The organism is Enterobacter sp. SA197, from assembly GCF_054131575.1.
In genome coordinates this window covers 3,924,309-3,946,204 of record NZ_CP096393.1, presented here as the reverse complement: position 1 = coordinate 3,946,204, position 21,896 = coordinate 3,924,309, and the positions used below count along the sequence as shown (strand labels likewise).

General features: G+C 53.7%; 21 protein-coding genes. 19 read left to right on the top strand and 2 right to left on the bottom strand.

Annotated elements, in window-relative coordinates; translation table 11 throughout:
* The first annotated feature begins 539 nt into the window (after positions 1-539).
* The 4 genes from mazG to queE all read left to right on the top strand — a co-directional run bounded on the left by mazG (position 540) and on the right by queE (position 5,511).
* On the top strand, positions 540-1,349 hold the full coding sequence (gene mazG / locus M1D91_RS18515) for a nucleoside triphosphate pyrophosphohydrolase (protein ID WP_437432563.1): 810 nt from the start codon (positions 540-542) through the stop codon (positions 1,347-1,349).
* A gap of 223 nt (positions 1,350-1,572) precedes the next feature.
* Positions 1,573-3,210: a glutamine hydrolyzing CTP synthase gene (pyrG, locus tag M1D91_RS18510; RefSeq protein ID WP_437432564.1), complete on the top strand. Its 1,638-nt coding sequence runs from the start codon at positions 1,573-1,575 to the stop codon at positions 3,208-3,210.
* A 200-nt stretch (positions 3,211-3,410) separates the two neighbouring features.
* A complete protein-coding gene (eno, locus tag M1D91_RS18505) occupies positions 3,411-4,709 on the top strand; it encodes a phosphopyruvate hydratase (protein WP_437432565.1) in 1,299 nt (432 codons plus the stop codon).
* Positions 4,710-4,839: 130 nt separating this feature from the next.
* Complete coding sequence (gene queE / locus M1D91_RS18500) at positions 4,840-5,511, top strand: 7-carboxy-7-deazaguanine synthase QueE (RefSeq protein ID WP_437432566.1); 672 nt, start codon at positions 4,840-4,842, stop codon at positions 5,509-5,511.
* A gap of 378 nt (positions 5,512-5,889) precedes the next feature.
* Here queE and queD read toward each other — a convergent pair whose 3' ends face one another.
* Positions 5,890-6,252, bottom strand: coding sequence for a 6-carboxytetrahydropterin synthase QueD (gene queD / locus M1D91_RS18495; RefSeq protein WP_437432567.1), 363 nt, complete (start codon positions 6,250-6,252; stop codon positions 5,890-5,892).
* Between the two features lie 317 nt (positions 6,253-6,569).
* On the opposite strand from queD, the gene cysJ reads away from it, so the two are divergent.
* The 4 genes from cysJ (at position 6,570) to M1D91_RS18475 (ending at position 11,595) form a co-directional block, all read left to right on the top strand.
* Positions 6,570-8,381 carry an NADPH-dependent assimilatory sulfite reductase flavoprotein subunit gene (cysJ, locus tag M1D91_RS18490; protein ID WP_437432568.1) on the top strand — a complete coding sequence of 604 codons (1,812 nt, stop codon included), beginning with the start codon at positions 6,570-6,572 and terminating at the stop codon, positions 8,379-8,381.
* Positions 8,381-10,093 (top strand): assimilatory sulfite reductase (NADPH) hemoprotein subunit, encoded by a 1,713-nt coding sequence (gene cysI, locus M1D91_RS18485; RefSeq protein WP_437432569.1) that lies wholly within the window; start codon positions 8,381-8,383, stop codon positions 10,091-10,093. The genes cysJ and cysI overlap by 1 nt, the downstream gene beginning before the upstream one ends.
* A gap of 72 nt (positions 10,094-10,165) precedes the next feature.
* The gene (gene cysH / locus M1D91_RS18480; protein WP_437432570.1) at positions 10,166-10,900 is read left to right on the top strand and encodes a phosphoadenosine phosphosulfate reductase; all 735 of its coding nucleotides are present in this window, start codon (positions 10,166-10,168) and stop codon (positions 10,898-10,900) included.
* A gap of 416 nt (positions 10,901-11,316) precedes the next feature.
* Positions 11,317-11,595, top strand: a complete 279-nt coding sequence (locus M1D91_RS18475; protein ID WP_437432571.1) for a DUF5339 domain-containing protein — start codon at positions 11,317-11,319, stop codon at positions 11,593-11,595.
* A gap of 45 nt (positions 11,596-11,640) precedes the next feature.
* Here M1D91_RS18475 and M1D91_RS18470 read toward each other — a convergent pair whose 3' ends face one another.
* Complete coding sequence (locus tag M1D91_RS18470; RefSeq protein WP_437432572.1) at positions 11,641-12,684, bottom strand: aminopeptidase; 1,044 nt, start codon at positions 12,682-12,684, stop codon at positions 11,641-11,643.
* 244 nt (positions 12,685-12,928) lie between these two features.
* On the opposite strand from M1D91_RS18470, the gene cysG reads away from it, so the two are divergent.
* The 11 genes from cysG to M1D91_RS18415 all read left to right on the top strand — a co-directional run bounded on the left by cysG (position 12,929) and on the right by M1D91_RS18415 (position 21,810).
* Entirely contained in the window at positions 12,929-14,335 is a 1,407-nt protein-coding gene (cysG, locus tag M1D91_RS18465) for a siroheme synthase CysG (protein WP_437432641.1), read from the top strand.
* Positions 14,336-14,344: 9 nt separating this feature from the next.
* Entirely contained in the window at positions 14,345-15,253 is a 909-nt protein-coding gene (gene cysD, locus M1D91_RS18460) for a sulfate adenylyltransferase subunit CysD (RefSeq protein ID WP_437432573.1), read from the top strand.
* A gap of 9 nt (positions 15,254-15,262) precedes the next feature.
* Positions 15,263-16,690 (top strand): sulfate adenylyltransferase subunit CysN, encoded by a 1,428-nt coding sequence (gene cysN, locus M1D91_RS18455; protein WP_437432574.1) that lies wholly within the window; start codon positions 15,263-15,265, stop codon positions 16,688-16,690.
* Complete coding sequence (gene cysC / locus M1D91_RS18450) at positions 16,690-17,295, top strand: adenylyl-sulfate kinase (protein WP_437432575.1); 606 nt, start codon at positions 16,690-16,692, stop codon at positions 17,293-17,295. The genes cysN and cysC overlap by 1 nt, the downstream gene beginning before the upstream one ends.
* 71 nt (positions 17,296-17,366) lie before the next feature.
* Positions 17,367-17,690, top strand: coding sequence for a DUF3561 family protein (locus M1D91_RS18445; RefSeq protein WP_437432576.1), 324 nt, complete (start codon positions 17,367-17,369; stop codon positions 17,688-17,690).
* A 176-nt stretch (positions 17,691-17,866) separates the two neighbouring features.
* Positions 17,867-18,196 carry a cell division protein FtsB gene (gene ftsB, locus M1D91_RS18440; protein ID WP_437432577.1) on the top strand — a complete coding sequence of 110 codons (330 nt, stop codon included), beginning with the start codon at positions 17,867-17,869 and terminating at the stop codon, positions 18,194-18,196.
* A gap of 19 nt (positions 18,197-18,215) precedes the next feature.
* Entirely contained in the window at positions 18,216-18,926 is a 711-nt protein-coding gene (ispD, locus tag M1D91_RS18435) for a 2-C-methyl-D-erythritol 4-phosphate cytidylyltransferase (protein ID WP_437432578.1), read from the top strand.
* Positions 18,926-19,405: a 2-C-methyl-D-erythritol 2,4-cyclodiphosphate synthase gene (gene ispF, locus M1D91_RS18430; RefSeq protein ID WP_437432579.1), complete on the top strand. Its 480-nt coding sequence runs from the start codon at positions 18,926-18,928 to the stop codon at positions 19,403-19,405. Before ispD ends, ispF begins: the two co-directional genes overlap by 1 nt.
* The gene (gene truD / locus M1D91_RS18425; RefSeq protein WP_437432580.1) at positions 19,402-20,448 is read left to right on the top strand and encodes a tRNA pseudouridine(13) synthase TruD; all 1,047 of its coding nucleotides are present in this window, start codon (positions 19,402-19,404) and stop codon (positions 20,446-20,448) included. Before ispF ends, truD begins: the two co-directional genes overlap by 4 nt.
* Positions 20,429-21,190 (top strand): 5'/3'-nucleotidase SurE, encoded by a 762-nt coding sequence (gene surE / locus M1D91_RS18420; protein WP_437432581.1) that lies wholly within the window; start codon positions 20,429-20,431, stop codon positions 21,188-21,190. Before truD ends, surE begins: the two co-directional genes overlap by 20 nt.
* Positions 21,184-21,810, top strand: a complete 627-nt coding sequence (locus M1D91_RS18415; RefSeq protein WP_437432582.1) for a protein-L-isoaspartate(D-aspartate) O-methyltransferase — start codon at positions 21,184-21,186, stop codon at positions 21,808-21,810. The genes surE and M1D91_RS18415 overlap by 7 nt, the downstream gene beginning before the upstream one ends.
* Positions 21,811-21,896 lie beyond the last annotated feature (86 nt).

Here is a 21,896-nt window from a genome sequence, read left to right as displayed (position 1 = left end):
CCCTCTGCGATGCGTATTAATGTGTATCGGACAAGAGGGGTTATAGCGGAAGTCAGGTGTTATTGCCTTTGGCTTTATGCTTGCAAGCAGTAGCGATGAAGTGACAGTTTTATCATTGATGCCTGCTTTTAATGAAAACGACCTGAGGCACTAAGTATGGAGCAGGATGTTATCTTCTTATCAAAACCATGGCTTCCGGTTGTACTTTATTATTTGGCTGGGATCGTTTTTTTTATCGGGTGCTATCGTCTGCATAGTTGTGTTTATTCAAATAGACTATCTCGTTTTTTATTTGTTGTAATAATAAATTTTTTCGGTGCGATTCATATTATTATCGGGTACTACGACGTGGTGTGTTATCGCGGTTATGGGTACGCGATACTGAGAACATACGATATAGCTGATTACGATACGATCAAGTTGGGCGCCATTCTTTTCGCAGTCCTGAATGCGCTATTGCTTCGGCGAATATAGGATGGAGGTGGAAGCTGTCCGCTGACAGGTTATCATGAGTGAACGTTGAAATGAGAAGAGGCTGTATGACTGTTACCAACAATAAAACCCAAATCGATCGCCTGCTCGGCATCATGGCGCGTCTGCGTGACCCGGAAAACGGCTGCCCGTGGGACAAAGAACAGACGTTTGCCACCATCGCGCCTTACACCCTCGAAGAGACCTACGAAGTGCTGGACGCTATCGCCCGTGAAGACTTTGACGATCTGCGTGGTGAGCTGGGTGATTTGCTCTTCCAGGTCGTGTTCTATGCACAGATGGCTCAGGAGAAGACGCTGTTTAACTTTGATGATGTCTGTGCCGCGATAAGCGACAAGCTGGAACGTCGTCATCCGCATATTTTTGGTAACGCCCATGCCGGGAACAGCACCGAGGTGCTGGCGCGCTGGGAAGCGATCAAATCAGCGGAACGCGCCGAAAAATCTCAGCATTCAGCGCTGGACGATATCCCTCATAGCCTGCCAGCGTTAATGCGTGCCCATAAAATCCAGAAACGCTGTTCTACGGTGGGTTTTGACTGGACGACGCTTGGGCCGGTGCTGGATAAAGTTTATGAAGAGATTGATGAAGTGATGGATGAGGCAAAACAGGCCGTCGTGGATGAGAAAAAACTGGAAGAGGAGATGGGCGATTTACTGTTTGCAACCGTCAATCTTTCCCGTCACCTGGGGGTAAAAGCCGAAGTCGCCTTACAAAAAGCCAACCTGAAATTTGAGCGCCGTTTCCGCGAAGTGGAAAGAATCGTGACCGCACGTGGTCTGGAAATGACCGGGGTTGATCTCGAAACGATGGAAGAAGTCTGGCAGGAAGTAAAACGCCAGGAAACTGATCTCTAACGAGTTTCTGCGATCAAGCGCTATTTGTGTGATTTTTTAAATAACAAGCGCTTGATTTGCGTCAAAAACATTTAGCCGAAAGTGGCTATTTTCTCACTCCCATTGCGAGTTTTGGCTGAGACAGGAGACGGAGAATGAAAGTTTGTGGCGCTCGTCGTGTTCGGGTATACTACTTTCCCGTCCTGGTTATTCCATCGTTTCACCCTAACTTCTCAGGTTCAGCATGACAACGAACTATATTTTTGTGACCGGCGGGGTCGTATCCTCTCTGGGTAAAGGCATTGCCGCAGCCTCCCTCGCAGCCATTCTTGAAGCCCGTGGCCTCAATGTGACCATGATGAAACTGGATCCGTATATCAACGTCGATCCAGGTACCATGAGCCCAATCCAACACGGGGAAGTGTTCGTTACTGAAGACGGCGCTGAAACCGATCTGGACCTGGGTCACTATGAGCGTTTTATCCGTACCAAGATGACGCGTCGTAACAACTTCACGACAGGTCGTATCTATTCTGATGTATTGCGCAAAGAGCGCCGTGGCGACTATCTTGGCGCGACCGTTCAGGTCATTCCGCATATTACTAACGCCATTAAAGAGCGCATCATTGCGGGTGGCGAAGGTCACGACGTCGTGCTGGTCGAGATTGGCGGTACCGTCGGTGATATCGAATCTCTGCCGTTCCTTGAAGCCATTCGCCAGCTGGCGGTCGACATTGGTCGTGAGCACGCGCTGTTCATGCATCTGACCCTGGTGCCGTACATGGCCGCAGCGGGTGAAGTTAAAACCAAACCGACTCAGCACTCTGTAAAAGAGCTGCTCTCTATCGGTATTCAGCCAGACATTCTGGTTTGCCGCTCCGATCGTGCGGTGCCTGCCAATGAACGTGCGAAAATTGCATTGTTCTGTAACGTGCCTGAAAAAGCCGTTATTTCAATGAAAGATGTCGATTCCATTTATAAAATTCCGGGCCTGTTGAAATCACAGGGCCTGGACGATTATATTTGTAAACGATTCAGCTTGAACTGTCCGGAAGCAAACCTGTCAGAATGGGAACAGGTGATTTACGAAGAAGCGAACCCGGCAGGGGAAGTGACTATTGGTATGATCGGCAAGTACATTGAACTGCCTGACGCCTATAAGTCCGTAATTGAAGCACTAAAACACGGTGGCCTGAAAAACCGCGTGACCGTTAACATCAAGCTGATTGATTCGCAGGATGTTGAGACCCGTGGTGTAGAAATTCTGAAAGATCTGGATGCTATTCTGATCCCTGGCGGCTTCGGCTACCGTGGGGTTGAGGGCAAGATCGCCACCGCACGCTATGCACGTGAAAACAATATTCCTTATCTGGGTATTTGCCTGGGTATGCAGGTGGCTCTCATCGAGTTTGCTCGCCACGTTGCGGGCATGGATAACGCCAACTCAACGGAATTTGTGCCAGACTGTAAGTACCCGGTTGTGGCGCTCATTACCGAATGGCGAGATGAAGAAGGCCAGATTGAAGTACGTTCGGAGAAGAGCGATCTCGGTGGCACTATGCGTCTTGGGGCGCAGCAATGCCAGCTCAGCGATGACAGCCTGGTCCGTCGGTTGTACGACGCGCCTACCATTGTTGAACGTCATCGCCATCGTTATGAAGTCAACAATCTGCTGTTGAAACAAATTGAAGCTGCGGGTCTGCGTGTTGCAGGCCGTTCCGGCGATGATCAGTTGGTCGAGATCATCGAAGTGCCAAACCACCCGTGGTTTGTCGCTTGTCAGTTCCACCCGGAATTTACTTCTACGCCGCGTGATGGGCACCCACTGTTTGCTGGTTTTGTGAAAGCCGCCAGTGAGTTCCAGAAACGTCAGGCGAAGTAAGAGTTTGAACGGCAATGCTTCTTAAGGCGCTCCACTAGCATTCGTTCTACTACAAGGCAGCCTGTGAGTGAACCCCCGGGAGCTTAGTAATCTAAGTGACCGGCGTGAACAAGCAGGCTAACGCAGTTGTAGGGCGGAGAATGAAAGAGCGGGCATTGTTTGTCTGGAGTTTTAGTTTAACTTGTACTGAGGAAATCCTAATGTCCAAAATCGTTAAAGTCATCGGTCGTGAAATCATCGACTCCCGTGGTAACCCGACTGTTGAAGCTGAAGTTCACCTGGAAGGTGGTTTCGTAGGTCTGGCAGCCGCTCCGTCAGGTGCTTCTACTGGTTCCCGCGAAGCGCTGGAACTGCGCGATGGCGACAAATCTCGCTTCCTGGGTAAAGGCGTACTGAAAGCTGTTGGCGCGGTCAATGGTCCGATCGCTCAGGCTATCCTGGGTAAAGACGCAAAAGATCAGGCTGGCATCGACAAGATCATGATCGACCTCGATGGCACTGAAAACAAATCCAACTTTGGTGCAAACGCCATTCTGGCCGTTTCCCTGGCTGCGGCTAAAGCTGCTGCAGCGTCCAAAGGTCTGCCGCTGTACGCACACATCGCTGAACTGAACGGCACGCCAGGCAAATACTCTATGCCGGTTCCGATGATGAACATCATCAACGGTGGTGAGCACGCTGACAACAACGTCGACATCCAGGAATTCATGATTCAGCCAGTTGGCGCGAAATCCCTGAAAGAAGCCGTACGTATGGGTTCAGAAGTGTTCCATAACCTGGCTAAAGTTCTGAAATCCAAAGGTATGAACACAGCAGTGGGTGACGAAGGTGGCTATGCGCCGAACCTGGGTTCCAACGCTGAAGCACTGGCTGTAATCGCAGAAGCGGTTAAAGCAGCTGGCTACGAACTTGGCACTGACATCACACTGGCGATGGACTGTGCAGCATCTGAATTCTACAAAGATGGTAAATATGTTCTGGCTGGCGAAGGCAACAAAGCCTTCACCTCTGAAGAGTTCACTCACTTCCTGGAAGATCTGACCAAACAGTACCCGATCGTCTCCATCGAAGATGGCCTGGACGAGTCTGACTGGGCTGGCTTCGCTTACCAGACCAAAGTACTGGGCGACAAAATCCAGCTGGTTGGTGACGATCTGTTCGTAACCAACACCAAGATCCTGAAAGAAGGTATCGAAAAAGGCATCGTTAACTCCATCCTGATCAAATTCAACCAGATCGGTTCTCTGACCGAAACTCTGGCTGCGATCAAAATGGCGAAAGATGCTGGTTACACCGCTGTTATCTCTCACCGTTCTGGCGAAACTGAAGACGCGACCATCGCAGATCTTGCTGTTGGTACCGCTGCAGGCCAGATCAAAACTGGTTCTATGAGCCGTTCTGACCGCGTTGCTAAATACAACCAGCTGATTCGTATCGAAGAAGCACTGGGTGAACAAGCGCCGTACCACGGTCGTAAAGAGATCAAAGGCCAGGCATAAGCCTGACTTGCCTGAGAAATAAAACCCGCTTCGGCGGGTTTTTTTATGGGCGCAGGAAAGCAGCTCTCGCACATGACCTGATGCACAACATCTGCGATAATTTATATTCACCCCATCAATAGAGTTTACTATGCAGTACCCGATTAATGAGATGTTCCAGACCCTGCAAGGTGAGGGTTACTTTACCGGCGTCCCCGCCATTTTTATTCGTTTACAGGGATGCCCGGTGGGTTGCGCCTGGTGCGACACCAAACACACCTGGGATAAGCTTGAAGATCGGGAAATCTCCCTCTACAGCATTCTGGCTAAAACCAAAGAGAACGATAAGTGGGGCGCGGCAACCAGCGAAGACCTGCTGACGATTATCGAGCGTCAGGGCTGGACGGCTCGCCATGTGGTGATTACCGGCGGCGAACCCTGCATTCATGATCTGATTCCCCTGACCCACCTTCTGACAAAACACGGATTCAGCTGCCAGGTTGAAACCAGCGGCACCCATGAGATACGTACTTCGCATGCGACCTGGGTGACCGTGTCGCCGAAAGTGAATATGCGCGGCGGGTATGACATCCTCCAGCAGGCGCTGGAACGCGCGGATGAAATTAAGCACCCGGTCGGGCGTATGCGAGATATTGAGGCGCTGGATGAATTGCTGACCCAACTGAAAGACGATAAACACCGGGTGATTGCCTTGCAGCCTATCAGCCAGAAAGAGGATGCAACACGTCTGTGCATTGAAACCTGTATCGCTCGCAACTGGCGGCTATCGATGCAGACGCACAAGTACCTCAATATCGCCTGATTTTTCGCGTCTGGTGCGACACCTCTTAAAAAAGCGTCTTGTGTTATAGCAAGGCGCTTTTTTATTTCTCTTCTGTTAGCTTTTGTACGATGGTCGGTGAAATAAGATTTGGGCCTGGATGGTTTTTTATTTTCAATAATAATCAATACGTTAGTTTTGTTCACACGTGTCAAAAAATCGGTAGATTTTTGCGCTTGATAAATCTTTTTATCATTCAACAGGTTGCGATTAGGGTGTTCCCCGCGCGAGCGGGGATAAACCGCAGGGGGGCGAGTATGGCTGGTTGCTCGATAAGTGTTCCCCGCGCCAGCGGGGATGAACCTTCACAAAAGTATGGGGGCCCCAGCCCAGGCAGAAGAGGAGGGCGTAGCCGAAAGGCTACTCTCCGCGATATATGCAACCTGCCGTACAGGTCTCTTTAATCGTTACGGCGCTCAGCAACGGCACGACAGGTTTAACCTGATCCCAGATCCATTTTGCCAGCACTTCGCTGGTTGGATTTTCAAGGCCGGGAATCTCATTAAGGTAAAAGTGATCGAGGCGATCGTACGTCGGCCTGAAGGCCGCTTTCAGCTCGGCAAAATCCATGATCCAGCCGGTATGGGGATCCACCTCGCCCGTGATTTCCAGGCGCACCATAAACGAGTGGCCATGAAGACGACCGCACTTATGCCCGGCGGGGACATGAGGCAAATGATGGGCGGCTTCAAACATGAAATCTTTAAATAAGGTGGTAGACATAATTTACTCTCTGACTGAAAAAAAACCGCCGCATGGTAGCCCGAATAACCTTTTTTAGCATTAACTAAAACCGCTAAAAGTGTTTGTAGCGGCTATACCCGTGGTTTGCTTTGATCTTTTATTTACATATCAACCACTTGTTTAATCTGTTTTACTGTTAAAAACTATAACTAAAACAGGTTAGTTCTTTTGGTTATTTGATATTTCCAACCTTTCTTTAATTGTTATTATCCCCGCCGTTAACCTTACTTTCTCTTCTGTTTTTATCGCGCTGACAGGGCGTGGAAACAGCTTTGCTTACTGGAACATAACGACGCATGACGACTCAGGTCCCACCTTCCGCTTTGCTTCCGCTGAACCCGGAGCAACTGGCACGCCTGACGGCGGCCACTACCGACCTCACCCCCACCCAGCTTGCCTGGGTTTCTGGCTATTTCTGGGGCGTACTCAACCAGCAGCCAGGTGCCAGCGCTGGCGCGACAGCACCGGCCTCTGCTGTTGAAACACCCACTATTACCGTGATTTCAGCCTCTCAGACAGGCAATGCGCGCCGTGTGGCAGAAGCGCTGCGCGATGATCTGCTCGCGGCAAAACTCAACGTAAATCTGGTAAGCGCGGGCGACTATAAATTCAAACAAATCGCCAACGAAAAATTACTGGTGGTGGTGGCCTCGACGCAGGGTGAGGGCGACGCACCGGAAGAAGCTGTCGCATTACATAAGTTCCTGTTCTCGAAAAAAGCGCCGAAGCTGAATGGCGCGGCCTTTGCCGTCTTTGGTCTGGGTGATACCTCCTATGAATTCTTCTGCCAGGTGGGCAAAGATTTTGACAATAAGCTGGCTGAGCTCGGGGCTGAACGTCTGCTCGATCGCGTTGATGCTGACGTTGAATACCAGGCCGCCGCGGCAGAGTGGCGTGCCCGCATCGTCGAGGTATTGAAAGCGCGTGTGCCTGAAGAGACCCCAGCCCAGGCTGCGGTAACAGCAAGCGGTGTGGTAAACGAGGTCTTCACCAGCCCATATACAAAAGAAGAACCGCTGACGGCGACGCTCTCTGTTAATCAAAAAATTACCGGGCGTAACTCAGAAAAAGATGTTCGCCACCTTGAAATCGATCTGGGCGATTCCGGCCTGCGTTACCAGCCAGGTGATGCATTGGGCGTGTGGTACGAGAACGATCCGGCGCTGGTCAAAGAGCTTGTAGAACTGCTTTGGCTGAAAGGGGATGAGCAGGTCACGGTCGACGGCAAAACGCTGCCGCTGGCGGAAGCGTTGCAATGGCATTTCGAACTGACGGTGAACACTGCCAATATCGTAGAGAACTACGCTACCCTGACCCGCAGTGAATCTCTGCTGCCGCTGGTGGGCGATAAGGCTCAGTTACAACATTATGCGGCTACCACGCCGATTGTGGATATGGTGCGCTTCTCCCCGGCGCAACTTGATGCTGAGGCCCTGACCGGCCTGCTGCGTCCGCTCACCCCGCGTCTGTACTCTATTGCCTCATCCCAGGCGGAAGTGGAAACGGAAGTGCATGTGACGCTGGGCGTCGTGCGCTACGACGTGGAAGGCCGCGCTCGCGCGGGTGGAGCCTCCAGTTTCCTTGCTGACCGCGTGGAAGAAGAGGGCGAAGTTCGGGTGTTCATCGAACATAACGACAACTTCCGTCTGCCTGCCAACCCACAAACCCCGGTAATTATGATTGGGCCAGGCACCGGTATTGCGCCGTTCCGCGCCTTTATGCAACAACGTGCGGCAGAGGGGGCTGAGGGGAAAAACTGGTTGTTCTTCGGCAACCCGCACTTCACCGAAGATTTCCTCTACCAGGTCGAGTGGCAGCGCTATGTCAAAGAGGGCGTGCTGAACCGTATCGATCTGGCCTGGTCCCGTGACCAGAAAGAAAAAATATACGTACAAGACAAACTGCGCCAGCAGGGCGCGGAACTGTGGCGCTGGATTAATGACGGTGCCCATATTTATGTCTGTGGCGACGCCAATCGCATGGCGAAAGACGTTGAGCAGGCTTTACTGGACGTGATTGCTGAATTTGGCGCGATGGACGCTGAAGCAGCAGACGAATATTTAAGTGAGCTGCGCGTTGAGCGCCGTTATCAGCGAGATGTCTACTAATGAGCGAAAAACATCCAGGACCTTTAGTGGTCGAAGGTAAGCTGGCAGACGCCGAGCGCATGAAGATCGAGAGTAATTATCTGCGCGGTACTATTGCGGAAGATTTGAATGACGGTCTGACCGGCGGCTTCAAAGGCGACAACTTCCTGCTCATCCGTTTTCACGGTATGTACCAGCAGGACGACCGTGATATTCGCGCCGAGCGAGCGGCCCAGAAACTGGAGCCGCGCCACGCGATGCTGCTGCGCTGCCGCCTGCCGGGCGGGGTGATCACCACCCATCAGTGGCAGGCGATTGATAAGTTTGCTGCAGAAAACACTATTTACGGCAGTATTCGTCTGACTAACCGTCAGACTTTCCAGTTCCACGGCATTCTGAAGAAGAACGTCAAGCCGGTGCACCAGATGCTGCACTCGGTGGGGCTGGACGCGCTGGCTACCGCCAATGACATGAACCGTAACGTGCTCTGCACCTCTAACCCGTACGAGTCTGAGCTGCACGCTGAAGCCTACGAATGGGCGAAGAAGATCTCCGAGCATCTTTTGCCGCGCACCCGCGCCTATGCAGAGATCTGGCTCGATCAGGAAAAAGTCGCCACTACTGACGAAGAGCCGATCCTCGGTCAGACCTATCTGCCGCGTAAATTCAAGACGACCGTGGTGATCCCGCCGCAGAACGATATCGATCTGCACGCCAACGACATGAACTTTGTGGCGATCGCCGAAAACGGCAAGCTGGTGGGCTTTAACCTGCTGGTAGGTGGTGGGCTTTCCATTGAACACGGTAATAAAAAAACCTATGCCCGTACCGCGAGTGAGTTTGGTTATATTCCGGTTGAACATACGCTGGCCGTTGCAGAAGCTGTTGTGACCACCCAGCGTGACTGGGGTAACCGTACCGATCGTAAAAATGCCAAGACCAAATATACCCTTGAGCGCGTCGGGGTTGAGACGTTCAAAGCGGAAGTGGAACGCCGCGCGGGCATTAAGTTTGAGCCGATCCGCGCTTATGAATTTACCGGGCGAGGCGATCGCATTGGCTGGGTGAAAGGGATCGACAATAAATGGCATCTGACGCTGTTTATTGAAAACGGACGCATTCTGGATTACCCCGGCCGGCCGCTAAAAACGGGGCTGCTTGAGATCGCGAAGATCCATAAAGGCGAATTCCGTATTACCGCGAATCAGAATCTGATCATCGCGGGCGTGCCGGAAAGCCAGAAGGCAGACATTGAGAAAATCGCCCGGCAGAGCGGCCTGATGGACGCCGTCACGCCGCAGCGTGAAAACTCAATGGCCTGCGTCTCTTTCCCGACCTGCCCGTTAGCGATGGCCGAAGCGGAGCGTTTCCTGCCCTCCTTCGTCGATAAAGTGGAAGAGGTGATGGCGAAGCACGGCGTGGCGGATGAGCATATTGTGACCCGCGTGACGGGCTGTCCCAACGGCTGTGGTCGCGCCATGCTGGCGGAGGTTGGTCTGGTGGGCAAAGCCCCGGGCCGTTATAACCTGCACCTGGGCGGCAACCGCATAGGAACGCGTATCCCGCGCATGTTTAAAGAGAACATCACTGAGCCGGAAATTATCGCATCACTGGATGAGCTAGTGGGGCGCTGGGCAAAAGAGCGTGAATCAGGGGAAGGTTTTGGTGACTTTACTGTCCGCACGGGCATTATCCGCCCGGTGCTCGACCCGGCCCGTGATTTCTGGGAATAAGCTAATTTGGCCTCGTCCTGCTCTCTTTTAAGGGAAAAGCAGGATGAGGATAAATTCATAAGTGAGGAACCTATGTCCGTACTTGATCTCTCTGCTCTGAATGCGTTGTCCAAAGAGGAGAGTGCGCTTGCGCTTGCAGATGTTAACGCTCAGCTGGAAGCTAAAAACGCTGAGGAGCGTGTGGCCTGGGCACTGGAAAATCTGCCGGGTGAATATGTGCTCTCCTCCAGTTTCGGCATTCAGGCGGCGGTGAGCCTGCATCTGGTGAATCAGCTTTGCCCGGATATCCCGGTTATCCTGACGGATACCGGCTATTTGTTCCCGGAAACCTATCGCTTTATTGATGAGCTGACGGACAAGCTCAAGCTGAACCTGCAAATCTTCCGTGCGCCGCAAACTCCTGCCTGGCAGGAGGCGCGTTATGGCAAGTTGTGGGAGCAGGGTGTTGAGGGAATTGAAAAATACAACGATATCAACAAAGTCGAGCCGATGAACCGTGCGCTGAAGGAACTGAAGGCACAAACCTGGTTTGCGGGCCTGCGTCGTGAACAGTCCGAGAGCCGCGCCAATCTGTCGGTGCTCGGCCTTCAGCGTGGCGTCTTTAAGGTGCTGCCGATCATTGACTGGGATAACCGTACCGTCTATCAGTACCTGCAAAAGCACGGCCTGAAATACCATCCGTTGTGGGACGAAGGCTATCTCTCCGTCGGCGACACCCATACCACCCGTAAATGGGAACCCGGCATGGCGGAGGAAGATACCCGCTTCTTCGGCCTGAAACGCGAGTGCGGCCTGCACGAAGGCTGACTGTAGATTGTGGATGCGTCATAGGAATAAGCGCCCGGCTAACCACCGGGCGTTTTTTTATTTGTGGCAGGGCGCTCTGACGGTGAAAGGTGATATTGCGCCAGGCACCATTTCACATAGTGAGTAAAATCAATATCTTAAGATTCTTAAAAAACATAGGAAAGTTGGTAGAATTTTAAGGGTGATATTTTTTTATTAGAAATCAATGAATTAATTTAAGAGTGTTCCCCGCGCGAGCGGGAATAAACCAGCCTTTATCACGCTGGCCGCTCAGGTTCATATATTCCTCAGCCCAGCAGTAACCTTCTTCCTTCCCCCAACCAGTCCGGTTCCAGACCTCTCCCCGCTGCCTGATTTTGCTATCGTACCCGCGCCATGTGGGATGGCATCACCTCAATACTTCAAACAGGGATAATATGATGAAAAAGATCGTGCTGGCAGCACTGCTGATGGGCCTTTGCGCCTCCTCTTTTGCACAAACGGAGACATGCAAACAATACTTCGCGACGGTGGATAATTTCATCGCTGAGGCCTCAAAACACGAAGAGGCAAAAGCGCAGGTTGATATGCTGAAAACCCAGATTGCCGAAACCAAAAAGCAGCTGGAAAGCTATCCGCCTGAGCAGCGGGATGTTGGATGCAAACAGGGTCTGGAAGCCATGAAGCAGTTAAACGCGGCGATGGGCATCAAATGATGAAGAAGGGAGCCAGTGCTCCCTTCTTTAACCCTATCGGCCGCTTTATGTTTTCGTGGCCTTTGCCAGTTCCCTTACCAGCGGCAGCATAATGCGCATCACATCGCGGCTGCGGTGTTCAATCCGCCCCGGAAGCGCCTGGTCAATATGCTGAATGTTATCGAGCTTAACGCTATGCCAGCTTACCCCGTCGGGGAAAGCCCGGGATTTTGCCCGCTGCTGATAACCATCTTTTTTGCCTAACATCCAGTTCGTTGCCTCCACTGACAGTACCGGAATACCTTCATTATCAAAGACCTCTGCGTCACCACAGCAGCTGGTCCCCTTAGGGTAGTCAGGATGTTTACCAGGATTCGTGCTGGCGGGGATCCCCAGACTGCGGGCAATGCTCAGTGCCCGGTCGCGGGTGAGTTTACGTACTGAGGCAGGGGTTTTTTTCCCGCTATTAAAATAGAGATGGTCCCCAACCACGAGATTATCGAGATTAATGACCAGCAGGGTATGTTTCTTCTCGGCTTCACTCATGCGCTTAAGGACATTCTGCGCCCCGAGGCTTCCTTCCTCTTCACCACTGGTGGCAATAAAACGAATGCTGTAATCCGTTGGCACGGACTTCAATTGTTCCGCCAGTTCGAGCATCACCCCCAGTCCTGCCGCATTGTCATCAATACCCTGCAGGCTCAGTCCGCCCAGATTATGGTCGATATCTGCCTCGCTGCGAGGGGCATAGGTGTCCAGATGCGCCATGATGATGATCTGTTGCGGATGCTTACCTTCGTGGGCGGCAATCACCGTACTGCCGGTAACGTTCTGCCAGTTCTGCTGGTTATCCTGCGCCGTCCACGTATAGCGGCTGTTAAATTTACGAATGTCACTTTTATAGCCCATCCGGGCAAACTGCTGGCGCAGGTAATCGGCAGAGAGCATCTCTGCCGGAGTACCGGTCATCCGGCCAGGAAAATAGGTAGCAATATGGCGCGCCTGAGTGCTTGCAAATTCGCCAGGATGGGGGGCTCTTGCCTGAGCAGGGAGAATAAAGCATACGCCGAGCGCCAGGGCAGCGGTACGGTGGCGCAATGCGGAAAACATAGGGAGTCCTTTTTGATGCTAAATTTTTACCGCGCTTAGTATGAAACTGTGACCCCGATTACACAATTTCATTTCTTCGCAAGGTTGCGAAAACCGGGGCCTTAAGCACTTTTTGATATGACCATTGCCAGCGCGTTATTCCTTTGCGGAACTACTCATTCCAATTCGTAATTTCATTCGCCTGAGGGCTCCCCCTATAGTCCCACTATTCCTGCTGATGAGTGAGTCAACGCCTGTGGATTACCTGCCTTTGTTTGCTGCTGTGAAAGACCGTCCCGTGCTGGTGATTGGGGGGGGAGAGATCGCCGCGCGGAAAATTACTTTCTTACGCAAGGCGGGGGCGCAGGTACAGGTGGTGGCAGAAGCACTTGAGCCATCGCTTCAGCGTCTGGCTGACCAACAACAGATTAAATGCATCGCACGCCACTTTGACGACTCTCAGCTTGATGCTGTTTTTCTGGTGATTGCGGCAACTGACGATGCGGCGCTTAATCGTCGGGTATTCGACGCGGCCAACGCACGTCACCGGCTGGTTAACGTGGTCGACGATCAGCCGCTGTGCTCGTTTATCTTTCCTTCCATTGTCGATCGTGCCCCGCTGCTGGTGGCCATCTCCTCTGGCGGTAATGCGCCGGTGCTGGCACGTCTGCTGCGGGAAAAGATTGAAGCGTTGCTGCCGGCAAACCTGGGTCGTATGGCTGAAGTTGCAGGCCGCTGGCGTAACCGTATTAAAGCGTACCGGAAAACCACCGATGAACGCCGCCGTTTCTGGGATGTCGCTTTTCGGGGACGTTTTGCCAGCCTGATGGCGGCAGGTAAAGAGTCGGAGGCGGAACAGGCACTGGCGGATGAGCTGGCGAAACCTGGCAGCAGCCAGGGCGAAATTATTCTGGTGGGAGCAGGGCCTGGTGATGCCGGTTTACTGACCCTGCGCGGTTTGCAGGTCATGCAGCAGGCTGATGTGGTCTTCTATGACCACCTGGTCACCGAAGGCGTTCTGGAGCTGGTCCGCCGGGATGCGGAGCTGATAAGCGTTGGCAAACGCGCGGGATCGCACCTGGTTGCGCAGCACGACACTAACCGCATGATGGTCGAAGCCGCACAGGCGGGTAAAACCGTCGTGCGCCTGAAGGGGGGCGACCCCTTTATTTTCGGCCGTGGGGGCGAAGAACTGCAGGCCGCGGCGGCGGCGGGCATTCCCTTCCAGGTGGTGCCAGGCGTGACGGCAGCCTCGGGCGCAACGGCTTATGCAGGCATTCCGTTAACGCATCGCGATTTTGCTCAGAGCGCCACCTTTGTGACCGGCCACTACAAAGCGGACAGCACGCCGTTCGACTGGGCACAACTGGCGCAGAGCCGCCAGACGCTGGCGATATATATGGGCACAATGAAGGCTGCAGAGATCGCCGAGCAGCTGATTGCGCATGGTCGCGATGCCAGCACCGCTGTTGCAGTGATTTCTCGCGGCACACGGGCTGACCAGCAGGTCAGAACCGGCACATTACAACAACTTGAAGAACTGGCGAAAGATGCGCCGATGCCTGCCCTGTTAGTGGTGGGAGAGGTTGTACAATTGCATCATCAACTCGCCTGGTTTCAACACTCGACAGGCCCGGACGCGTTTGATGCCTCCGTGGTGAATCTGGCTTAAGGAACGGTTATGGACCAAAAACGACTCACTCACCTGCGACAACTGGAAGCAGAAAGCATCCATATCATTCGCGAGGTGGCCGCCGAATTTTCCAATCCGGTGATGATGTACTCCATCGGCAAAGACTCCAGCGTGATGCTGCACCTGGCGCGTAAGGCGTTTTATCCGGGTACGCTACCTTTCCCACTGCTGCATGTGGACACCGGCTGGAAGTTCCGTGAGATGTATGAGTTCCGTGACCGTACGGCGAAGGCCTATGGCTGCGAGCTGTTGGTGCATAAAAACCCGGAAGGGGTGGCGATGGGTATTAACCCGTTCGTGCACGGCAGCGCTAAGCATACCGATATCATGAAAACCGAAGGGCTGAAGCAGGCGCTGAACAAATACGGTTTTGACGCAGCCTTCGGCGGTGCACGCCGTGATGAAGAGAAGTCGCGCGCGAAAGAGCGTATTTACTCCTTCCGCGATCGTTTCCACCGCTGGGACCCGAAAAACCAGCGCCCGGAGCTGTGGCACAACTATAACGGCCAGATTAATAAAGGCGAAAGCATCCGCGTTTTCCCGCTCTCCAACTGGACCGAGCTGGATATCTGGCAGTACATCTACCTCGAAAATATTGAAATCGTTCCGCTGTACCTGGCCGCAGAGCGCCCGGTCCTGGAGCGCGATGGCATGCTGATGATGATCGATGACGATCGTATTGATTTGCAACCAGGTGAGGTGATCAAAAAACAGATGGTGCGTTTTCGTACCCTTGGCTGCTGGCCGCTGACCGGTGCGGTGGAGTCCGGGGCGCAGACGCTGCCGGAGATCATCGAAGAGATGCTGGTCTCCACCACCAGTGAACGTCAGGGTCGCGTCATTGACCGCGATCAGGCAGGCTCCATGGAGCTGAAAAAACGTCAGGGATACTTCTAAGGAGCCGCCATGAATACCACTATCGCCCAACAAATTGCCGATGAAGGCGGCGTTGAAGCCTACCTGCATGCACAACAGCATAAAAGCCTGCTGCGTTTTCTGACCTGCGGCAGCGTCGACGACGGTAAAAGCACCCTGATTGGTCGCCTGCTGCACGACACCCGTCAGATTTATGAAGATCAGCTCTCCACTCTGCATAACGACAGTAAGCGTCACGGGACGCAGGGGGAAAAACTCGATCTGGCGCTGCTGGTGGATGGCCTCCAGGCCGAGCGTGAGCAGGGCATTACCATTGATGTGGCGTATCGCTACTTCTCCACCGAAAAACGTAAATTTATTATTGCGGATACCCCTGGCCATGAGCAGTATACCCGCAACATGGCGACCGGGGCCTCGACCTGCGATCTGGCCATCCTGTTGATTGACGCCCGTAAAGGGGTACTGGATCAGACCCGCCGTCATAGCTTTATCTCCACGTTACTGGGTATTAAGCACCTGGTGGTGGCAGTGAACAAAATGGATCTGGTTGGCTTTAGTGAAGAGACGTTCGAGTCGATTCGTCAGGATTACCTGACCTTTGCTGAACAGCTGCCGGGCAATCTGGATATTCGCTTTGTGCCGCTTTCCGCGCTGGAAGGCGATAACGTGGCCTCCCAGAGCGCAAAACTCCCCTGGTATAGCGGCCCTACGTTGCTTGAAGTACTGGAAACCGTGGCTATTCACCGCGTGGTTGAGACGCAGCCGATGCGCTTCCCGGTGCAGTATGTAAACCGCCCGAACCTGGATTTCCGTGGCTTTTCCGGCACGCTGGCATCCGGTGCTGTGTCCGTGGGGCAACGTATAAAAGTATTGCCGTCAGGCGTGGAGTCTACCGTTGCACGTATTGTGACCTTCGATGGTGATTTACAAGAAGCCCATGCGGGGGAGGCCATTACCCTGGTGCTGAAAGATGAAATCGACATCAGCCGTGGTGACCTGATTCTGGACGCCAGCGAAACGGTTCCTTCCGTACAACACGCGTCGCTTGATGTGGTGTGGATGGCGGAACAGCCTTTAACGCCAGGCCAGAGCTATGACATCAAAATCGCCGGTAAGAAGACCCGCGCCCGTGTGGATGCGATCCAGTACCAGGTCGATATCAATAATCTGCATCAACGTGAAGTCGACAACCTGCCGCTCAACGGTATCGGGCTGGTGGATCTGACGTTTGATGAGCCCTTGACCCTGGATCCTTACCAGGAAAACCCGGTGACCGGCGGCCTGATCTTTATCGATCGCTTAAGCAACGTCACCGTAGGGGCCGGTATGGTGCGCGAGGTGCATCATCATGACAACGCCGCTCCTTCGTCGTTCAGCGCCTTTGAGCTGGAGCTGAATCAGCTTGTCCGTAAGCATTTCCCGCACTGGGGTGCGCGCGACCTGCTCGGAGGCAAGTAATGGCGCAGCATGACGAAAATGTCGTCTGGCATGACCATCCGGTGACGGCGCAGCAACGCGAAACTCTCCACGGTCACCGTGGCGTGGTGCTGTGGTTTACCGGGCTGTCTGGCTCCGGTAAATCTACCGTCGCCGGTGCGCTGGAAGCGGCATTGCATAAGCTGGGTGTGAGTACCTATCTGCTGGACGGTGACAATGTCCGCCACGGCCTGTGCAGTGACCTTGGGTTTAGCGATGATGACCGTAAAGAAAATATCCGTCGGGTGGGGGAAGTGGCACGCCTGATGGTCGATGCAGGGCTGGTTGTCCTGACCGCCTTTATTTCACCTCATCGGGCGGAGCGGCAGACGGTGCGCGAGCGTCTGGGGGAAGGGCGGTTTATCGAGGTTTTCGTCGATACCCCATTGGCCATTTGTGAAGCGCGGGACCCAAAAGGACTCTATAAAAAAGCGCGCGCTGGTGAACTGCGAAACTTTACCGGCATTGACGCGGTTTACGAAGCGCCTGAATCACCAGAAGTTCACCTTGAAGGTGAACAATTAGTAACAAATTTAGTGAGTCAATTATTAGACCTCATGAGACGGGACGATATTATCAGATCCTAAGACAGCACCGTGGATACCGATGCCTGAAGGGTATCCCGGTTTTGCCAGCCGAAAAGGCTATGGGGTCCGATATGCGCAACAGTCAGAACATCACCATTTCAGGGTCGGAGAACTTAACGACCAGCGATGAAACCACCTGGTCCTTCCCTGGGGCCATCGTGGGTTTTGTCGCATGGCTGCTGGCGCTGTCAATTCCGTTTCTGCTCTATGGCCCGAATACGCTGTTCTTCTTCTTGTATACGTGGCCCTTTTTCCTCGCACTGATGCCTGTCGCTGTCGTGGTAGGCATTGCCCTGCATTCTCTGCTTGATGGAAAGCTGCTGTATAGCATCGTCTCGACACTGCTGATGGTCGTGGCCATGTTTGGTGGCTTGTTTATGTGGCTGATGGGCTAAACCCATCCATACTTCAAACCGTAACGCAGGTTAAGACAATGTGTCCGGCGGGGACAAACCTTCGGTAAGACGGGCAAATATGCTACATTCTGACGCGGTGATCCTGTATCACCCGGCCCCGGTGTGGAGTCTGAGAAAAAGTTATGGGATGATGAGGCCGTTTTTCAGGGGGCAGGATGGGTAAATTAACGCTGCTGTTGCTGGCTTTGCTTGTCTGGCTGCAGTACTCGCTGTGGTTCGGCAAAAACGGCCTTCATGATTATGGTCGTGTAAATGACGACGTTGCGGTTCAGCAGGCAACGAACGCCAAACTTAAAGCGCGAAACGATCAACTCTTTGCCGAAATTGATGACCTCAATGGCGGGCAGGAGGCAATTGAGGAGCGCGCACGCAATGAATTAACCATGACCAGACCGGGCGAAACGTTCTATCGTCTGGTGCCAGACGCGTCTAAACGCGCTCAGGGGTCAGTGCAAAACAGACAAAATACGCAAAATAATCGATAAACAATCCCGGGTTAATGACATGGCAGCAATCCTTCCGGACGTTTATGCCGTGGTGCCGGCCGCAGGATTTGGCCGCCGCATGCAAACGGAATGTCCCAAACAATATCTCTCTATTGGCGATAAAACGATCCTCGAACATGCCGTGGCGGCGCTGCTGGCGCATCCACGCGTTAAACGTGTGTTCATTGCCGTCACACCAGGTGACGCGCGTTTTGCTCAGCTTCCTCTCGCACATCATCCCGCCGTCACTGTGGTGGATGGCGGCGCCGAGCGTGCCGACTCCGTCCTGGCAGGTCTGAAAGCGGCACAAGGTGCGCCCTGGGTTCTGGTGCACGATGCCGCGCGCCCCTGTTTGCATCAGGATGACTTAAACCGACTGCTGCAACTGAGCGAAACCAGCCGGGTAGGCGGTATTCTTGCGGCCCCCGTACGTGACACCATGAAACGTGCTGAACCCGGCAAGCGCGCTATTGCACACACTGTTGATCGTAACGATTTATGGCATGCGCTCACGCCACAGTTTTTCCCCCATGAACTCCTGCATGACTGCCTCACGCGGGCCCTTCACGAAGGCGCGACCATTACCGATGAAGCTTCGGCGCTGGAGTTCTGCGGCTATCACCCCGAGCTGGTGGTGGGTCGGGCGGATAATATAAAAGTCACCCGGCCGGAAGATTTACAACTTGCTGAGTTTTACCTCACCCATTCCCAATACCAGGAGAAAGCATAATGCGCATTGGACACGGTTTTGACGTACACGCCTTCGGCGGCGAAGGCCCCATCATTATTGGCGGCGTGCGCATTCCCTGGGAAAAAGGGTTGCTGGCACACTCAGATGGTGACGTTGCCCTGCATGCGCTGACCGATGCTCTGCTGGGTGCAGCGGCACTCGGCGACATCGGTAAACTCTTCCCGGATACCGATCCCGCGTTCAAAGGCGCAGACAGCCGTGAGTTGCTGCGTGAAGCCTGGCGCCGTATCCAGGCCAAAGGCTACCAGCTTGGCAATGTCGACGTCACCATCATTGCCCAGGCGCCTAAAATGTTGCCGCATATCCCGCAGATGCGCGTCTTCATTGCAGAAGATCTGGGGTGCCATATGGATGACGTTAACGTGAAAGCCACTACTACTGAAAAACTCGGTTTTACCGGGCGTGGTGAAGGCATCGCCTGCGAAGCGGTGGCTCTTCTGCATAAGGCGGGAAAATGACCGATTTTGAGCAACTGACATACCTGCATGGCAAACCTGCCGGCAACGGGGTGTTGAAAGCTAATCCGGAAGATTTCGTCGTTATCGAAGACTTAGGCTTCGAACCAGACGGCGAGGGTGAACATATTCTGGTGCGGATTCTGAAAAACGGCTGCAACACCCGTTTTGTTGCCGACGCGCTGGCAAAATTCCTTAAAATACACGCCCGCGAGGTGAGCTTCGCGGGTCAGAAAGATAAGCATGCCGTTACTGAACAGTGGCTTTGCGCCCGCGTGCCGGGCAATGGAATGCCGGATCTGAGCGCGTTCCAGCTGGAAGGGTGCAAAGTGCTGGAGTACGCACGCCATAAGCGTAAGCTGCGTACAGGTGCGCTTAAAGGCAATAACTTTACGCTGGTGCTGCGGGGTATCACCGATCGCCACGACGTCGAGGTGCGCCTGCAGGCTATTAGCGAGCAGGGTGTGCCGAACTACTTCGGCGCGCAGCGTTTTGGCCTGGGCGGCAGTAACCTGCTGGGTGCGCAGCGCTGGGCACAAAGCGATGCCCCGGTTCGCGATCGCAATAAACGCAGTTTCTGGTTGTCGGCGGCGCGTAGCGCGTTGTTTAATCAGATAGTCCACGAGCGTTTGAAAAAACCGGACTTTAATCAAGTTGTTGACGGCGATGCGCTACAATTAGCGGGACGCGGAAGCTGGTTTGTGGCAACGGCTGACGAGCGCGAAGCGCTGCAGGCGCGTGTGGATGCAAAAGAATTAATGATAACGGCTGCACTGCCGGGCAGTGGCGAATGGGGACCGCAAGGCGATGCGCTGGCATTCGAGCAGGCCGCCGTGGCAGATGCGCCGGAATTACAACATTTGCTGGTGCGTGAAAAGGTGGAAGCGGCTCGCCGCGCAATGCGTCTTTTTCCGCAGCGGATGAGCTGGAACTGGTGGGATGACGTAACCGTTGAGGTGCGTTTCTGGCTGCCTGCGGGAAGCTTTGCTACCAGTGTGGTAAGGGAAATTATCAATACGGGTGATTATGCGAATATTGCTGAGTAACGATGACGGTATCCACGCGCCGGGTATTCAGACGCTGGCAAAAGCCCTTCGGGAATTTGCTGATGTTCAGGTCGTCGCTCCCGATCGTAACCGCAGTGGTGCTTCGAATTCACTGACGCTGGAATCCTCTCTTCGTACCTTTGCATTTGAAAATGGCGATATCGCGGTGCAGATGGGCACCCCAACCGACTGTGTCTTTCTGGGGGTTAACGCACTGATGCGACCGCGCCCGGATGTGGTGGTGTCTGGTATTAATGCCGGCCCGAATCTGGGCGATGATGTCATCTACAGCGGCACCGTTGCTGCGGCTATGGAAGGGCGTCACCTGGGCTTTCCTGCGCTGGCCGTGTCGTTAAATGGCCACAAACATTATGACACGGCAGCAGCGGTAACCTGCTCTCTTTTACGCGGGTTGTCGCGTGAGCCTCTGCGCACGGGGCGCATCCTGAATATCAATGTTCCCGATCTGCCGCTTGATGAAATCAAAGGCATTCGTGTTACCCGTTGTGGAAGCCGGCATCCGGCCGATCAGGTCATTCCGCAGCAGGACCCGCGGGGTAATACGCTGTACTGGATTGGTCCACCGGGCGAGAAGTACGACGCCGGGCCGGATACCGATTTTGCCGCCGTTGATGAAGGTTATGTCTCGGTGACGCCGCTGCAGGTCGATCTCACCGCCTACAGTGCGCAGGATGTGCTTTCGGGGTGGCTTGAACGTGCCGGAGTCACCACGCAATGGTGAGTAAACGCATACAAACGCTTCTCAATCAGTTACGTACACTGGGCATCGCGGATGAGCATGTCCTGGAAGCTATCGCGCAGGTACCGCGCGAAAAGTTTATTGATGAAGCGTTTGAACTCCAGGCATGGGAAAACGTAGCCTTGCCGATAGGGCAGGGCCAAACCATTTCTCAGCCCTATATGGTTGCCAGAATGACCGCGTTGCTGGAGCTCACTCCGCAGTCGCGCGTACTGGAAATTGGCACAGGTTCCGGTTACCAGACCGCAATACTGGCGCACCTTGTGCACCATGTGTGTACCGTCGAGCGTATTAAAAGTTTGCAATGGCAGGCGCGCCGCCGTCTCAAACAACTTGATTTACATAATGTTTCAACACGTCATGGTGATGGCTGGCAGGGTTGGCAGGCACGCGCCCCGTTTGACGCTATTATTGTGACGGCTGCGCCGTTAGAAATTCCGACGGCGCTCATGTCGCAACTGGATGAAGGCGGCATTCTCGTTTTACCTGTGGGCGATGAACATCAGCAACTTAAGCGTGTTCGTCGGCGGGGAGACGAATTTATCATCGATACTGTCGAAGCCGTGCGTTTTGTGCCTCTGGTAAAGGGTGAACTGGCCTGAGAAACAGATTTTTCCTGGGTTAATCATGCTTTATCAGCGTATGGTGAGCAAATTTGCGCACCGCGGTTTCACGGTGTTTAAGTCAT

What these genes read in the sequence shown, in the direction of transcription:
- ispF (WP_437432579.1), top strand. Translation starts at nt 18,926, where the DNA reads ATGCGCATTGGACACGGTTTTGACGTACACGCCTTCGGCGGCGAAGGC.
- cysN (WP_437432574.1), top strand. Translation starts at nt 15,263, where the DNA reads ATGAATACCACTATCGCCCAACAAATTGCCGATGAAGGCGGCGTTGAA.
- cysC (WP_437432575.1), top strand. Translation starts at nt 16,690, where the DNA reads ATGGCGCAGCATGACGAAAATGTCGTCTGGCATGACCATCCGGTGACG.
- cysI (WP_437432569.1), top strand. Translation starts at nt 8,381, where the DNA reads ATGAGCGAAAAACATCCAGGACCTTTAGTGGTCGAAGGTAAGCTGGCA.
- ispD (WP_437432578.1), top strand. Translation starts at nt 18,216, where the DNA reads ATGGCAGCAATCCTTCCGGACGTTTATGCCGTGGTGCCGGCCGCAGGA.
- truD (WP_437432580.1), top strand. Translation starts at nt 19,402, where the DNA reads ATGACCGATTTTGAGCAACTGACATACCTGCATGGCAAACCTGCCGGC.
- queD (WP_437432567.1), bottom strand. Translation starts at nt 6,252, where the DNA reads ATGTCTACCACCTTATTTAAAGATTTCATGTTTGAAGCCGCCCATCAT.
- cysD (WP_437432573.1), top strand. Translation starts at nt 14,345, where the DNA reads ATGGACCAAAAACGACTCACTCACCTGCGACAACTGGAAGCAGAAAGC.
- M1D91_RS18470 (WP_437432572.1), bottom strand. Translation starts at nt 12,684, where the DNA reads ATGTTTTCCGCATTGCGCCACCGTACCGCTGCCCTGGCGCTCGGCGTA.
- queE (WP_437432566.1), top strand. Translation starts at nt 4,840, where the DNA reads ATGCAGTACCCGATTAATGAGATGTTCCAGACCCTGCAAGGTGAGGGT.
- mazG (WP_437432563.1), top strand. Translation starts at nt 540, where the DNA reads ATGACTGTTACCAACAATAAAACCCAAATCGATCGCCTGCTCGGCATC.
- M1D91_RS18445 (WP_437432576.1), top strand. Translation starts at nt 17,367, where the DNA reads ATGCGCAACAGTCAGAACATCACCATTTCAGGGTCGGAGAACTTAACG.
- cysH (WP_437432570.1), top strand. Translation starts at nt 10,166, where the DNA reads ATGTCCGTACTTGATCTCTCTGCTCTGAATGCGTTGTCCAAAGAGGAG.
- pyrG (WP_437432564.1), top strand. Translation starts at nt 1,573, where the DNA reads ATGACAACGAACTATATTTTTGTGACCGGCGGGGTCGTATCCTCTCTG.
- surE (WP_437432581.1), top strand. Translation starts at nt 20,429, where the DNA reads ATGCGAATATTGCTGAGTAACGATGACGGTATCCACGCGCCGGGTATT.
- M1D91_RS18475 (WP_437432571.1), top strand. Translation starts at nt 11,317, where the DNA reads ATGATGAAAAAGATCGTGCTGGCAGCACTGCTGATGGGCCTTTGCGCC.
- eno (WP_437432565.1), top strand. Translation starts at nt 3,411, where the DNA reads ATGTCCAAAATCGTTAAAGTCATCGGTCGTGAAATCATCGACTCCCGT.
- M1D91_RS18415 (WP_437432582.1), top strand. Translation starts at nt 21,184, where the DNA reads ATGGTGAGTAAACGCATACAAACGCTTCTCAATCAGTTACGTACACTG.
- ftsB (WP_437432577.1), top strand. Translation starts at nt 17,867, where the DNA reads ATGGGTAAATTAACGCTGCTGTTGCTGGCTTTGCTTGTCTGGCTGCAG.
- cysJ (WP_437432568.1), top strand. Translation starts at nt 6,570, where the DNA reads ATGACGACTCAGGTCCCACCTTCCGCTTTGCTTCCGCTGAACCCGGAG.